This is a genomic window from Acinetobacter sp. ANC_7503 (assembly GCF_056780035.1).
Genome location: NZ_JBWYJA010000013.1, coordinates 57,253 through 71,357, shown reverse-complemented (window position 1 = coordinate 71,357; position 14,105 = coordinate 57,253). Strand labels below are relative to the sequence as shown.

Sequence of the window (14,105 nt, the reverse complement as noted above, 5' to 3'; positions counted from 1 at the left end):
CCCAATCGCAATGGACCCAGGTCTACGTTTTGCGATCCGTGAAGGTGGTCGTACAGTTGGTGCTGGTGTTGTTGCTAAAGTAACTGCATAAGTATTGATTGTGTGAAAGAAACGCCCCTTTGGGGCGTTTTTTTTATGGAATCTATAAAATTGTTAGACAATAAGAGTTGTAAGCTGTCCTTAACTGATAATGATGTGACCTATAAGGCATTTATCATAAAAATAATAAATCACTAAGATGAAGTAATGAAAAGAATCATAAAACTAGATTTGGATAGATCCCGAATAGGAGTCCAGCAATGAATGCTAAAGTAAATATTACAAATCGTGCCGGTGCATCATTTCCAGTACGTCGTATGCAATTTGATTTTGATCACGTACCAGAATATTGGATGAATGGTTCAGCAGGATTAACTCATTTCATGACAGCGTTATCTGCATTATTTCCTGCAGGTGAAAAATTCTTTATCGATTCAGTCCGTGCAGTTCGCCAACATCCAGCCATTAAAGATAATGAAGATCTCCAAAAAGAGATTTCAGCATTTATTGGTCAGGAAGCAATGCATACACATGAGCATGCTGGCTTTAATGCATCAGCACAAAAATTTGGTCATGATGTTGCTGCACTTGAAAAAGCCACAGATACGGTCATTCAAACTTTTCGTAAGTCAGCTAGCACCGTTATGAAACCATTTGGTATTTCACAAGAAATGATCGATCTGATGGGAACGACTGCGCTAGAACATTTTACAGCAACCATTGCCTCAGAATTATTGCGTAACGAACATATTCAAGCATTAATGACTGATGAAACAATGGCGACGATGTGGGCTTGGCATGCCATTGAAGAAAATGAGCATAAGGCTGTCGCATATGATGTATTTGAAGGTGTGTTCGGTAAAGGAATCAAATCTTATCTTGCTCGAACATCTTCTTTAGTGGCAGCAATGGTTGTGCTATTCATGGTGCAGACTTATTTTGTAGCGCGTTTATTGAAAGACGATAAACAGTTAAATATTGCATCTTTGAAAGATATTTATACCTATGGATATAGTCCATCTAAAGGCATTATTTCTGGTATGGGTAAGGAAATGTTGGCTTATTTTAAACCAGGCTTCCATCCGAATGATTTGGATACCGTGGGTTTATTGGCAACATGGAAAGCAAAACTCGGTTTTTAAGTATTTACTTTTGTGCATTCGGGCAGCGTAAGCTGCCTTTTTTTATTTCATTTATTTTCGAACTTTCTATAATGTACTCACTTAAAAAATGCAATGTAATGATTATGATTCGACCGATGCTGACATCAGATGTTGAGGTGGTATATGAAATTGAAAGTTTGGGGCAGACGCATCCTTGGACAAAAAAACAATTTTCAGAAGCGGTTGATTCATATCAATCCACAGTGATTGAATACCAGAATCGTGTTGTTGGTTTCTGTATTTTACAGCCTGTATTGGATGAAGCAAATTTGCTGTTGATGGCAGTTCATCCGGAAATGCGTGGAAAAGGGTTGGGATATCAATTGCTTGAAGCTTCAATGGCTCAACTCAATAATGATCCCGTACAAATCTTTTTAGAGGTCCGAGAAAGTAATAAGGCTGCGATTGCACTATATGAGAAATCCGGATTTCATCAAATTGATATGCGTAAAAACTATTATCCAACATTAGATGGTGGAAAAGAGCATGCCATCATTATGGTAAAGGCATGCAGTGATAATTTTGCAGATTTATTCAAGTGACAAAATTCAATACCCTACTTTACAATAAAGTTATTCCATTCAGAGGGAAGTGTCGTCATCAACATATGACCTAATTGATCGATTTCTTCGTTGCTGAGCATTTTATTAACACGTCGCCATTGACCATCCAGTAATAATTCAAAAGGCGCATATTGGGACTTATAGTTCATTTTGAATGAATGGGGTACCCAATATCCTAAATATACAAACTCTTGATTGTGCTGCTTTACATATTCAATTTGCTTAAGGACTGCAAAAACACCTAAAGAACGTTTGGATTCATCTGGATCAAAAAATGTATAGACGGCGGATACTCCATCATCTAATACATCGCAGGTTGAGACACAAATGAGTCGATCATCTTTCCAAAGTTCTATAAAGAAACTATTGCTACAACTGTGAATCAAAAACTTCTCGAATTGATCATAGCTAGGGGGGAACATATCTCCATCTGAATGACGCTCATTGATGTAACGTTCATAGAGTTGATAGTGTAAATCAGTAGCATCTTGAGTTTGGGTTATTCTAACTTCTAAGTCTTGATTACGTTTCCAAGCTTTCTTTTGTTGACTGTTCATTTTAAAAGCATCAACAGGTACACGACATGAAAGGCATTGTCGACACAAATGACATTCAGGTCGATAGACAAAATCTCCGCTTCTTCGAAATCCTACACGAGACAATTCTGATAAAGTTACAACGTCGATTTTATGAGCAGGATCTAAAAAGACCATCCGTGCTGATTTCTCGGGAAGATAACTGCAGTCATGGGGTGGTGTAATGTAATACTGCAGTTCATTTAATAGGGACTGGGGTTGATAAGAATTCATGTTGTCCCTCCTATTTCTCAATCCATGAGTCGTTGATCAAATGCTATTGTTTTACTTGAAAATACACCGTCTTTATACTTTTGCCAATCAATCTGAGGCTGTTTTATCACATCTTGTAACGAATTAAGGTAGTCTTGGCGAGAAATTGTGCAAGCACCTAAGCTCATGAGATGATCATTCACCAATTGACAGTCAACCCAGGGTGCCTGGTTTTCAAGGCTAATCAACATGAGGGTACAAAAAGCCATTTTTGAAACATCAGTCTCTCGACTAAACATGGATTCACCAAAAATACCCTGACCTATAGAGACACCATAGAGCCCGCCGACAATCGAATTTTCTCTGCGTACTTCGACACTATATGCATAGCCTGACTCAAATAATGCACAGTAACCCTGAATGATATCTTCAGTAATCCATGTTTCATTGGCATAACTTCGTGGTAATGAGCAAGAACGTATCACATGTTCAAAATCACGGTTAATGGTAATCGTATAATCATGTTTTTTCATGTTACGAATGAGTGATTTACTTGGATGGTATGACGAAGGGTAGATAATGCAGCGAGGTTCTGGACTCCACCAGCAGATCGGCTCACCTTCGGAAAACCAAGGAAATAAACCATGTGTATAAGCTTCAAATAATGTAGAAGGGGAGAGGTCAGCACCTATACAGATTAGTCCTTGACCTTCGGGATCGGATTCAATTGGATTAGGGAAAATAAACTCAGAAGGAGGGAGCATAGGGATTAAGTTCTAAAAATAATAATGAAAAACCGAAGATAAAAATGTTTAAAATGATTATGCCAAGTTGAAAGAATAAAAAAACCACCCGAAGGTGGTTTTTTGGGTTTTTAAATAAATATTAGTTGTCTAAATATTTCTCAGCGTCTAAAGCAGCCATACAACCTGAACCTGCTGATGTAATTGCTTGGCGGTAGATATTGTCTGCAACATCACCTGCAGCAAATACGCCTTCAACAGAAGTCGCAGTTGCATTACCACGTGTACCACTTTGAACTTGGATATAACCATCACGTAGTTCAAGCTGACCTTCAAACATTGCAGTATTAGGTTTGTGACCTATAGCGACGAACAATCCAGTCACTTCAACGTTTTGTGTTGTAGTATCAGTTGTAGATTTCAAACGAACACTAGTAACGCCATCTTGAGGGTTACCAAGTATTTCTTCAACTTCATGGTTCCAGATGATGCTAATTTTTCCTTCTTTCTCTTTTGCAAAAAGATGATCTTGAAGGATTTTTTCAGAACGTAATTTATCGCGACGATGTACAAGTGTTACATGTGAAGCAATGTTTGATAAATAAAGCGCTTCTTCAACCGCAGTGTTACCACCACCGACAACCATGACTTTTTGATTTTTATAGAAGAAACCATCACAAGTTGCACACGCACTCACACCTTGACCCATATAAGCAGCTTCGGATTCTAATCCCAAGTATTGAGCCGTAGCACCTGTTGCAATGATCAAAGCATCACACGTGTATTCTTCCATATCACCTTTTAAAACGAATGGACGTACATTTAAGTCAACTTCGTTAATGTGATCGTAAACCAATTCAGTACCAAAACGTTCTGCGTGAGCTTGCATACGCTCCATTAAAGCAGGACCTGTTAAGCCTTCAGGATCACCTGGCCAGTTATCAACTTCTGTAGTTGTGGTGAGCTGACCACCCAATTGCATACCTGCGATTAAAGTTGGTTTTAAATTTGCTCGTGCAGCATATACAGCTGCGCTATAACCCGCAGGACCAGAACCTAAAATAATCAATCTTGAGTGACGAGCGCTCATGTATAAGCATCCTTTTAATTTGATATATCGACTTGCTGAAAATTATACGTGAAACTTCACCACAGTTGTGTGGAATGAATGTGGATTATATTGATCAACTAAATCGAATTGAGCTATATAGATAAAAGTGTTAACAAGGAAACCTTAGAAAGCTGCACCTTTTTTTTATGAACAGGTGCATAATAGTAAGTTTTCTATAATGAAGAAATTGTTCCATTTCAACATTAGAACATTAATGAATAATCGTTTACAGGACAGTATATGACTGCGGTGTCGAGTGTATATGCACAGCGCTTAGTTTTAACATTCTTCTTAATATCATTTGGTATTTATCTGTTTTTAGCAACAGTGACTTATACGCCATTTGATCCGGGTTGGATGCATATTTCGAGTGATACTCAACAAGTTTCAAATGCAAGTGGTGTCGCAGGTGCTTGGATTGCAGATCTCTTATTTGGATTTCTGGGCTGGGCAAGTTTACTGATTCCAATTTATTTATTCATTGAAGCGATTCAAGTGTGGTGGCCAAGAAGTTTTTTGAGTCGCCCATTTCGTTTTGCTGCTCAATTTTTCATTCTACTTACCGTCGCGAGTTTGTTTTATTTACTTTGGTCAGTGCCTGCAGATACGCTTGCTAACGCTTCAGGTGGAATCATTGGTTACGAATTGGGTGAGAGTTTAAAACAGCTTTTGACGATTTATGGCGCCGTTTTTTTTCTGATCGTACTTAGCATCGTTCTAATCACACTGGCTTTTGGTATTCAGTGGAACAAGACATGGTCTACTTTGAAGGCGACACCCGCTTATTTGCAAGATTTATTCTATAAAAATGTACCTGAGACTGAATCAGCTTATGATTTGACGACTCAGCCAAAAGCGAAAAAAGAAATTGAACCTCCTGTAAAAGATTCAGCTCCAGTCCCTCATCAAGCTGAGCTCAATGATGTCAGTCATTTAGAAGAAATAGATCAATTACAAGCGCGTCATGAACGTACTGCTGAAAAACTATTTGAAGATATGCGTTTCCAAGAGTCTCAACAAAATCATCGTTTTGATGAAGATGATGAGGCAGAGCTCGAGCGTACCATCGCGAAAGCGCATGAGTTAGAGCGTGAGAGTCAACGTATTGTTCCAACGGGTGAAGTTTGGAAAGCCTTGCATAGCGATGAAGATCATAAAAGAGAAATTGATGAGCTTTTGCGCGCAGCAGAGGAGGATCAGCTTGATCAACGTACTTCAGAAATTAATGAATTAAGTAAAAACGTTCGAGTAGAGCAGCGCTCAACTGTTCAAGATACTGCTTTGGACTGGAATGATGATCAAATCTTTGATGAATTGCTTGAAGTTGTTCCACAAGGACAGCACGCCAAAGATATTCATACTCCTTTTCATCATCAAACAAATCCTTCAGGTCAATCTGCTGATGATCAAAATACAGCATCCCTAATCCAAAATACCTCAGCTATTGGTGCAAGTGCTGTATACGCAAGTCAATCGAGCGCAGCGGCGGAAGCGATCACTAAAGCAGATCTGTTAGCTTCTGAGCTTGATGGTCTTGCATCACTTGCGGATGAAGCAGAAGCTTTGTCTAATCCAGAGGTCAAGCGTCCAAATTTGGTGACGCCAAATATTAAATTTATGACTTCACCTAAGTCAGATACAGTCGCAGAATATGAATCAGAGCAAGGTATTATTGCTCCATCACCACAAAATATGGTTGAGCAAGAGGGATCATTAATTCCTGTTGCTAAAGTGAGTGATGAGGAAAAACAACGTATATCTTCAGATAAGGATGCTTTTAGAGAAGCTTGGCAAGAAACGGTAGGTAAGCCCGAAGTTGAAGAGGATGAGTTTGATTTCGATGCGCCATTAACAGATGCTGCTGGTCGTCCAATGTCTCGTGCAATGCAAGTTGCAGAGCGCCGTAAAGATTTATCACCACTTCCTGGTTTGGATTTACTTGATGAAGTAGACCCAAACAAAAAAGTAAACTTCACTGCAGAGCAATTATCAAGATTATCAGAACTGTTAGAAATTAAATTACAAGAGTTTAATGTCAAAGCGAAAGTGATTGAAGCTCAACCGGGTCCTGTCGTGACCAGATTTGAACTGGATCTTGCGCCTGGTGTGAAAGCCTCGAAAGTAACTAATATTTCTCGTGACTTAGCACGATCAATGTCGATGGCATCAGTACGTGTTGTTGAGGTGATCCCTGGAAAACCTTACATTGGCATTGAAGTTCCGAATAGTACACGTGAGATGGTGCGCCTGATTGAATTGGTACAAATTCCAAAATTTAAGGATCCAGATGGAATCTTATCCATGGCCATGGGTAAAGATATTTCTGGCAACCCAGTCATTACTGAGTTGGGCAAGGCACCACATATGTTGGTTGCGGGTACCACAGGTTCAGGTAAATCTGTTGCTGTAAACTCGATGATTCTATCGATGCTTTTAAAATATACGCCAGATCAATTGCGCCTTATTTTGATTGATCCTAAACAACTTGAATTGGCGAACTATAACGATATTCCGCATTTACTCACGCCTGTTGTGACTGACATGAAAGATGCAGTCAGTGCTTTAAATTGGTGTGTGAATGAGATGGAGCGTCGTTATAAGCTGATGTCGTTCTTAAAAATACGTAAATTGAGTGACTATAACCGTAAAGTTGAAGAAGCAATTGCCAATGGTGAAGATCTATTTGATCCAACTTGGAAAGCCAGTGAGTCAGTTGCTGGAGAACGTGCACCTAGACTTACACCATTGCCTTCGATTGTGATTGTTGCAGATGAATTCGCAGATATGATCATGCAGGTGGGTAAGAAAGCGGAAGAGATGATCACTCGTCTAGCTCAAAAATCACGTGCTGCAGGCATTCATTTATTACTTGCGACACAGCGTCCATCCGTCGATGTAATTACTGGCTTAATTAAGGCGAATATACCGACGCGTGTTGCACTTCGTGTAAACTCTAAAATTGACTCGCGTACGATTTTGGATGCGGGTGGTGCAGAAGATTTGCTTGGACATGGTGATATGCTGTTCTTAGGACCAGGTAAAATTGAGCCTGAGCGTGTGCATGGTGCATTTATTGCCGATGACGAGGTGAACCGTATTTGTGATGCATGGCGTGAGCGTGGTGCACCAAACTACGTGGATGAAATTCTCACCCCATTTGATGAAGAACCAGCATCACGTGGCTTTGAAGATGGGGATGGTGCTTCAGACCGTGACGCACTTTATGATCAATGTGTTGCTTTTGTTTTGGAAACCCGTAAAGCATCCACATCATCTTTACAGCGTAAGTTTAGTCTGGGTTATAATCGTGCCGCACGTATTATTGACCAAATGGAAGAAAACGGTATCGTGAGTGCAATGGGCGCAAATGGTAAACGTGAAATTTTAGTTTAACGAAGACTGACTCAGAAAAAGCAACCATAGGTTGCTTTTTTTATTTAACTCAAAAAAGTGTTGTTTTTGGGGGTAGTCCATTGGCTGGCAAATGTGATCAGTTCACTCACAGAGTGAACATTCAAGCTTTGATAAACTGACTTGACACAATCTTTAAATACCGCAGGGCTAATGGATAATTTTTGTAAAATTTCACTTTTATTCATGCCTGTAATTAACGAAAAAGCCACTTGGCATTCTCGGGGTGATAGATCAAGTGCTTCTAGTTTTTTTAAAATAATGAGGGAGCGTGGTAATGAGCGCTTTAAGTATAAGGCGATATTTGTATCGGTTGTATTTTGACTACTTAACCATTCAGCACGAAGGGTTAATATTCCATTAGGAATGGTCAAACTAAGCTTGGGGATTTGTTGCCCATATTTAAGCTCATTGATGACTTGATAGCATGATTTTGGCAACGCTTTATATGGTTCCCAAAATTCATAATGTATCGGGAATAGATTCAGTAAATCCTTTGCAGCATCAGTCATCATGACTAAATCATTTTGAGAATTCACGATTAACAACGCTTGATCTGATTCAATTACATCGTCGCCATCCTCCATTTGATTGTTAAGCGCATATTCGATATAGACACCAGCTTGTTCTAATAAATGATGATCTTGTAATTGGAAGGGGTGTGACATACGCCTATAGAGGGTAATACCTCCTGCAGGAATATGATTGCGTTCTAATCTTAGATCTAGTGTATGGTGAAGACCGCTTTGGCGCACAATCATCTGGTAGGTTAAGCTATGAAAATACGGATCATCTGGGCGTAAAAGATTTCCGACTTTGGGTAACATAGGGCAGTTGAGCCAGCGGATATGGCTTTCGGTTTTTAAGTTTAAGAATAATTCAGTATTTTCTTGGACATACCTCATCGACTGAGGGTTAAGATTTTTGTAATACAGTATATAAGGTTCACCATTTGGATAGGTCAGTGCCATACCGTAGGCATCATGTGGAATCAAAAAATTCAAATAGTCAAAAATACTGGGCGCAATGGTAAGGAGCGGAAGTTGAGTACAGCAAAGATTTCTCAGGCGATGGAGGGTGCCGAGCCTTGTTCGATCACTTTTACGAAAACTTATTGAATTCATCTTCGATTGAACTGTTTTGATTATAACAAATTCAAATTATAGATTTTTTTAAAAAAATTGAGATAAAAAAGTAAATATTAATCATTTTTTCACAAAAATATTTTTTTCATCCCCCCTTAAAGGGGGGCTTCTAGATTATCAGCTTTATGGTTTGATTTTCCTCATTATAAAAGGTCTTTCTTGCAAACTATGGAAAACCTGCAAGTGACATGATCATGTCAAAAACTAAGGGGAATTACATGAACCATATATACCGAGTTATCCGTAATCGTAATGGAAAATTAGTCGTAACAGGGGAACTTGGACGTACACGTTTTACACAATCTTTAAAAAATATTGGAATGACGACAGGTTATCTGATTTTAATTGGGGCATTAACCGCAATGACGAGTCAGGTGCAAGCTGATGAATGTGAGGGTTCAACAGGCACAGCGACGAATTCAGACACTACATCTTTCATCTGTGGTGAAAATAACTCAGTGGTTGCACCGAACAGTGTGGTTATGGGACAAAGCAATAACGTCAATATTGGGATGAATCATACTGTTTTTGGTTTGAATAATACGGTGACACCAAACGCTGTAACGACAACGCAAAATAATGTGGTCATTGGAAATCAAAACACAACGCATCATACAAGTAATATTGCCATTGGTAATAATCAAGTGGTTAAGGGGGAAGGGAGTATTGCGATCGGTAGTTCAAATACTGCTGAAGGGGGTATCTCTATAGGTATTTCAAATTTAAACTCGTCTGTAAAATCTGTTGTTGTTGGTATGAATAATATTCACGACGTCAACACTAATGGCTCGATGATTTTTGGTGGATTTAATGAGGTTGGTGCGACGAGTTCTCATATATTTGCCTCCAACAGTAATGTGCAAGGTCACACTAATGTGGCTGTCGGTGGTTCTATTATTATTCGACCAGGACCAAATTATACATCCGTAAGAGAGTCAGTCGCGATTGGTGAGCTGAGTCAGGTTTATGCGAGCAACTCTGTTGCTTTAGGTAGTGCATCGGTTGCAGATCGAGAGAATGTTATTTCAGTCGGTAGTGATCAATTAAAACGCCGAATCATGAACTTAGCATGGGGATTAGATACTCATGATGCTATTAATGTTGATCAATTGACAGCCAGTTTACAAAGAATTCTGGGTACTGGGGTGACTATGTTTCAGGGGAGTGTGATGCCCCTTTCATTTGAAATGCAAGGCTCTACATACCAAAACGTAAATCAAACAATTAGAGGGATTGATATTGAATTTACAGCGTTAAAAGACCGAGTGTCTGCACTCGAAAATAATGGTGTTGGTGGTGAAACAGGTACAGGTACCACTGGACCAGCTGGACCAAGTGCGTACGAGGTTGCTGTGAGTAATGGATTTGAGGGCTCTGAAACAGATTGGCTTACATCATTAAAAGGTGAAAAAGGCGATAAGGGAGATAAAGGTGATCAAGGTCCACAAGGGTTGAAAGGTGACAAAGGGGATCAAGGTATACCAGGTGCAAGCGGTGGACCTGGTGGCGGTGTAGGACCACAAGGTGATAGTGCTTACCAAGTGGCGGTGAATAATGGATTTGTAGGAACAGAGCAAGATTGGCTGACGTCACTCAAAGGAGATAAAGGTAACCAAGGTCCTCAAGGATTGAAAGGTGATAAGGGAGATCAAGGTGATCAAGGACTTCAAGGCTTAAAAGGCGACAAGGGCGATAAAGGTGATCAAGGACTTCAAGGCTTAAAAGGTGACAAAGGTGATCAAGGTTTTAGTGCTTTTGAGATTGCTGTACAAAATGGCTTTAATGGCACCGAACAACAGTGGCTAACGTCTTTGGCTAGTGGTGGAACTGTCGCAATATCTGTTGGAACAAATCCTAGTGAAAATGCAATATTACCAAATGCAACAGGTGAAGATGCTCTTGCAATCGGAAGTTCATCAGTAGCATCGGGTCGTGAGAGTATTGTAATTGGGGCTGAATCACAAGTCGCTGGTGAACATGCAACAGCTTTAGGAAATCACAATACGGTTACGGGTGAAAATACGCATTCAGTTGGTAATTTCAACAATATTTCAGGAAATAGTACTGTAGCTCTTGGGAATAATATAACGTCTGACGCAAATAATGCTGTTCTTTTAGGAAATGCTTCGTCTACCGATCGGGACAATACGGTTTCAGTGGGTACCTCTACGCAACAGCGCCAAATTGTTAATGTGGCAGCAGGTACAGCGGATACAGACGCAGTCAATGTAAAACAAATGCGTCAAGCAGATCAGCAAGTTTTGAGCGATGCACAGGAATATACGAATATACGAACCAATGAAATATTGAATCAGGCCAATGAGTATACTAGTCGACGTGTAAATGCTTTAGAACAGAGTTTTGCCGATGAACGACGTGACACTCGAGCAGCTATTGCAGCGTCTTTGGCTGTCGCTTCATTACCCCAGCCAACTTATGCTGGTGCAAGTATGTTCAGTGCAGCTGCTGGTACATGGGATGGTGAGCAAGGTATTGCCATTGGATTTAGTGGGGTTTCTGAAACGAATCGCTTTGTCTATAAAGCATCTGGAACCGCAAGTTCACAAGGTGATGTTGGTGGTGCTATTGCATTGGGTTGGCAATGGAAATAATCTAAGTTTCACCCAAACGTATAAGTAACCTTAATACGAAACTATTTTTTAACAGGTATAAGATAGATTTAAATCAAAAAAGCCTGCTCAAGCAGGCTTTTTTATCTGTTTTTAGGCAAATTTTGCTAAAACAGCAAGGAATTCTGCACTTTGGCGTGGGAATTCTGCGATCACATCATGAATACGTTTGCCTTCAGGATTTTGAGCGTTAAGATCTCGACCATCTGCTATAAATTTAGTGAGTAAACGCTCATAGTCATTAGCACGCATATGTTTAAAAGCATGATAGAGAACATGAAAATCAGCGTTTACACCTTCAGGAGGTAACTGATTTAAATAGGCAAAAACACGCTCGTCTGACCATTCTTCATTGAACGTGGCTGGCTGTGATAATGCCATCACAATCTCCTTGGTATTTTTAATCAATAAAAAAGGGCAAAATATGAGACTAGATGAGCGAAGCACTGCTTTGTCTAGTCGCAAGACTTGAAGCTCTGCTTCAAGTGGGCGGAATATAGCTAATAGCCTATTTCTGCCACTCTCATATTTTGCCCTGATTCAATTTGCTTGACTAATCAAAAATCAGATTAACGTTCTTCAGGCAAATTGATATTCATTTCTAGCATTTCGATATTTGCTTCTGAGCGAACCGACATTTGTATATGCTGTTCATCTACACCACGCACATAACGATTCACAACTTGCATGATTTCTTTTTTCATTAAATCAATTTTATCTTGGCTTAAACGCTTACCTAGACCATTTTCAGATGCCACGATAACTTTTAAGCGATCTTTAGCTGTTTGTGCACTTGATGGTTTGTCATCACTACTAAAAAGTTTACTCCAGAATCCTGCCATCTTTATGCTCCAAATAAACGTGCTAACCAGCCTTTCGGCTTCACAGAGATGTGACGATATGGACGTTCTTCACCAAGGAAGCGTGCAACAAGATCGTCATAAGCTTGTCCAGCTGCTTCTTCAGTATAAAGAATAACAGGCTTACCTTCATTCGAAGCTTGTAACACGCTTTTACATTCAGGAATTACACCGAGCGTTGGCACGCGAAGGATATCTTTAGAAATATCATCGACTGTTAACATTTCTTGCTTATCAGCACGTTCAGGGTTGAAGCGTGTGATACAAAGATGCTTACGAATACGACCTTCGTTATTTTCTACTTTCTTCGTTTTACTGTCCAACATACCAATAATACGGTCGGAATCTCGGACAGATGAAATTTCAGGGTTCGTTACAATGATTGCTTCATCAGCATGGTACATTGCTAAAATCGCACCACGTTCAATACCTGCAGGAGAGTCACAAATGATGTAGTCGAACTCTTGAGAAAGTTCGTCCATAACACGTGCAACACCTTCATCGGTTAACGCATCTTTATCACGGGTTTGTGATGCAGGTAAAATATATAGATTTTCGATTTCTTTATCGCGAATAAGTGCTTGTTGTAATCTCGCTTCGTTATTTAATACATTCACAAAATCATAAACAACACGACGCTCACAACCCATGATAAGGTCGAGGTTACGTAAACCTACGTCAAAATCGATTACAACAGTTTTGTGGCCACGAAGGGCTAAACCTGTTGCAAAAGATGCACTGGTAGTTGTTTTACCTACGCCACCTTTACCTGATGTTACGACAACAATTTTCGCCACCGAATCCACTCCTGTTATGTTTATCCCCAATACTATAGGGGTTCTCATGTTTAGTTATACATTAAAATTCGAGTGCTTCAAAGACAAGCTCTTGAGCATCATTTAAATAGATATGTACTGACTTTTTTAGCATATGTGGTGGAATATCATCTGCAACACAATATGTTCCTGCGATAGATACTAATTCAGCTTCTAAAACATGACAGAAAATTCGTGCTGCTGTATTGCCACCGGCGCCGGCGATGACTCTACCACGAGCAGAGCCATAAATATGTATATTTCCTGAAGCGATGATTTCAGAGCCACTATTAATTCCAGCAGTTAAAATAATATCGCCGTGATCTTGTACCAGACATTGTCCTGTTCTAAGCACTTCATTGTGATACGAAGTTTTATGTGTGGTTGCAGGAGCTATGTGTGTTGGAGCCTTCTCAGCTTCAGGGGTATTTGCTGGAGCTTCTACCACTTGTTCTTTTGTTGCTTTGATGCGCTGCAAAGGACGATCAGCCGCAAGAACTGGGAATTGGATCGCACGTGCTTCATCACCCATTAAACCATCAACGACAGCCATTGGCTGTAACCCTAAACTGATGACCAATTGAATGAGTCCAATGAGTTCTTGTTCAACGGTTGTGTCTAGAATGACAAGCGCACCTTCATAAGAGGTTTCACTCATCATGGCACTTAATTGTTGGCGGATAACATTATGATCATTGGTGTCAAAGGTAATTCGGGTAAAATTCACCATTCTACCGGTAATCCGAATATCTGCCATATTCATTCCTTGCTTGCTTCGCGCTTTATAATCGAAGTAAAAATTGTTAATTGTGCAAATGCTAGTTCAATTCTCAAGAA

Annotated in this window: 13 protein-coding genes; 5 read left to right on the top strand and 8 right to left on the bottom strand. The window is 39.8% G+C overall.

What is annotated here, in order from left to right; all coding sequences use genetic code 11:
- The 3 genes from AC1M9M_RS13315 to rimI form a co-directional block, all read left to right on the top strand.
- Window positions 1-91 (top strand): EF-Tu C-terminal domain-related protein (locus AC1M9M_RS13315; protein ID WP_019509660.1); only part of this gene is annotated, 91 nt, incomplete at its 5' end.
- Window positions 92-299: 208 nt separating this feature from the next.
- Window positions 300-1,181, top strand: coding sequence for a metal-dependent hydrolase (locus AC1M9M_RS13310; protein WP_035267371.1), 882 nt, complete (start codon window positions 300-302; stop codon window positions 1,179-1,181).
- Between the two features lie 104 nt (window positions 1,182-1,285).
- Window positions 1,286-1,744, top strand: a complete 459-nt coding sequence (gene rimI / locus AC1M9M_RS13305; RefSeq protein WP_180028765.1) for a ribosomal protein S18-alanine N-acetyltransferase — start codon at window positions 1,286-1,288, stop codon at window positions 1,742-1,744.
- A 14-nt stretch (window positions 1,745-1,758) separates the two neighbouring features.
- Here rimI and AC1M9M_RS13300 read toward each other — a convergent pair whose 3' ends face one another.
- The 3 genes from AC1M9M_RS13300 to trxB all read right to left on the bottom strand — a co-directional run bounded on the left by AC1M9M_RS13300 (window position 1,759) and on the right by trxB (window position 4,386).
- Window positions 1,759-2,574, bottom strand: a complete 816-nt coding sequence (locus AC1M9M_RS13300; protein ID WP_180028761.1) for an arginyltransferase — start codon at window positions 2,572-2,574, stop codon at window positions 1,759-1,761.
- 17 nt (window positions 2,575-2,591) lie between these two features.
- On the bottom strand, window positions 2,592-3,323 hold the full coding sequence (gene aat / locus AC1M9M_RS13295) for a leucyl/phenylalanyl-tRNA--protein transferase (RefSeq protein ID WP_481596571.1): 732 nt from the start codon (window positions 3,321-3,323) through the stop codon (window positions 2,592-2,594).
- 115 nt (window positions 3,324-3,438) lie between these two features.
- Window positions 3,439-4,386: a thioredoxin-disulfide reductase gene (gene trxB, locus AC1M9M_RS13290; RefSeq protein WP_481596567.1), complete on the bottom strand. Its 948-nt coding sequence runs from the start codon at window positions 4,384-4,386 to the stop codon at window positions 3,439-3,441.
- A gap of 261 nt (window positions 4,387-4,647) precedes the next feature.
- On the opposite strand from trxB, the gene AC1M9M_RS13285 reads away from it, so the two are divergent.
- On the top strand, window positions 4,648-7,800 hold the full coding sequence (locus AC1M9M_RS13285; RefSeq protein WP_481596566.1) for a DNA translocase FtsK 4TM domain-containing protein: 3,153 nt from the start codon (window positions 4,648-4,650) through the stop codon (window positions 7,798-7,800).
- Between the two features lie 44 nt (window positions 7,801-7,844).
- Here the strand turns inward: AC1M9M_RS13285 and AC1M9M_RS13280 are convergent, their stop codons facing one another.
- Complete coding sequence (locus tag AC1M9M_RS13280; RefSeq protein ID WP_481596565.1) at window positions 7,845-8,822, bottom strand: helix-turn-helix transcriptional regulator; 978 nt, start codon at window positions 8,820-8,822, stop codon at window positions 7,845-7,847.
- Window positions 8,823-9,181: 359 nt separating this feature from the next.
- Here AC1M9M_RS13280 and AC1M9M_RS13275 point away from each other — a divergent pair, with 359 nt between their 5' ends.
- Entirely contained in the window at window positions 9,182-11,575 is a 2,394-nt protein-coding gene (locus AC1M9M_RS13275) for a YadA-like family protein (RefSeq protein WP_481596564.1), read from the top strand.
- Window positions 11,576-11,686: 111 nt separating this feature from the next.
- Here the strand turns inward: AC1M9M_RS13275 and AC1M9M_RS13270 are convergent, their stop codons facing one another.
- The 4 genes from AC1M9M_RS13270 to minC form a co-directional block, all read right to left on the bottom strand.
- Window positions 11,687-11,974: a PA4642 family protein gene (locus tag AC1M9M_RS13270; RefSeq protein ID WP_035267385.1), complete on the bottom strand. Its 288-nt coding sequence runs from the start codon at window positions 11,972-11,974 to the stop codon at window positions 11,687-11,689.
- A gap of 188 nt (window positions 11,975-12,162) precedes the next feature.
- Entirely contained in the window at window positions 12,163-12,435 is a 273-nt protein-coding gene (gene minE / locus AC1M9M_RS13265) for a cell division topological specificity factor MinE (protein WP_035267388.1), read from the bottom strand.
- 2 nt (window positions 12,436-12,437) lie between these two features.
- The gene (gene minD, locus AC1M9M_RS13260; protein WP_035267390.1) at window positions 12,438-13,250 is read right to left on the bottom strand and encodes a septum site-determining protein MinD; all 813 of its coding nucleotides are present in this window, start codon (window positions 13,248-13,250) and stop codon (window positions 12,438-12,440) included.
- A 61-nt stretch (window positions 13,251-13,311) separates the two neighbouring features.
- Window positions 13,312-14,025: a septum site-determining protein MinC gene (gene minC / locus AC1M9M_RS13255; RefSeq protein WP_481587882.1), complete on the bottom strand. Its 714-nt coding sequence runs from the start codon at window positions 14,023-14,025 to the stop codon at window positions 13,312-13,314.
- Between the last annotated feature and the right edge of the window lie 80 nt (window positions 14,026-14,105).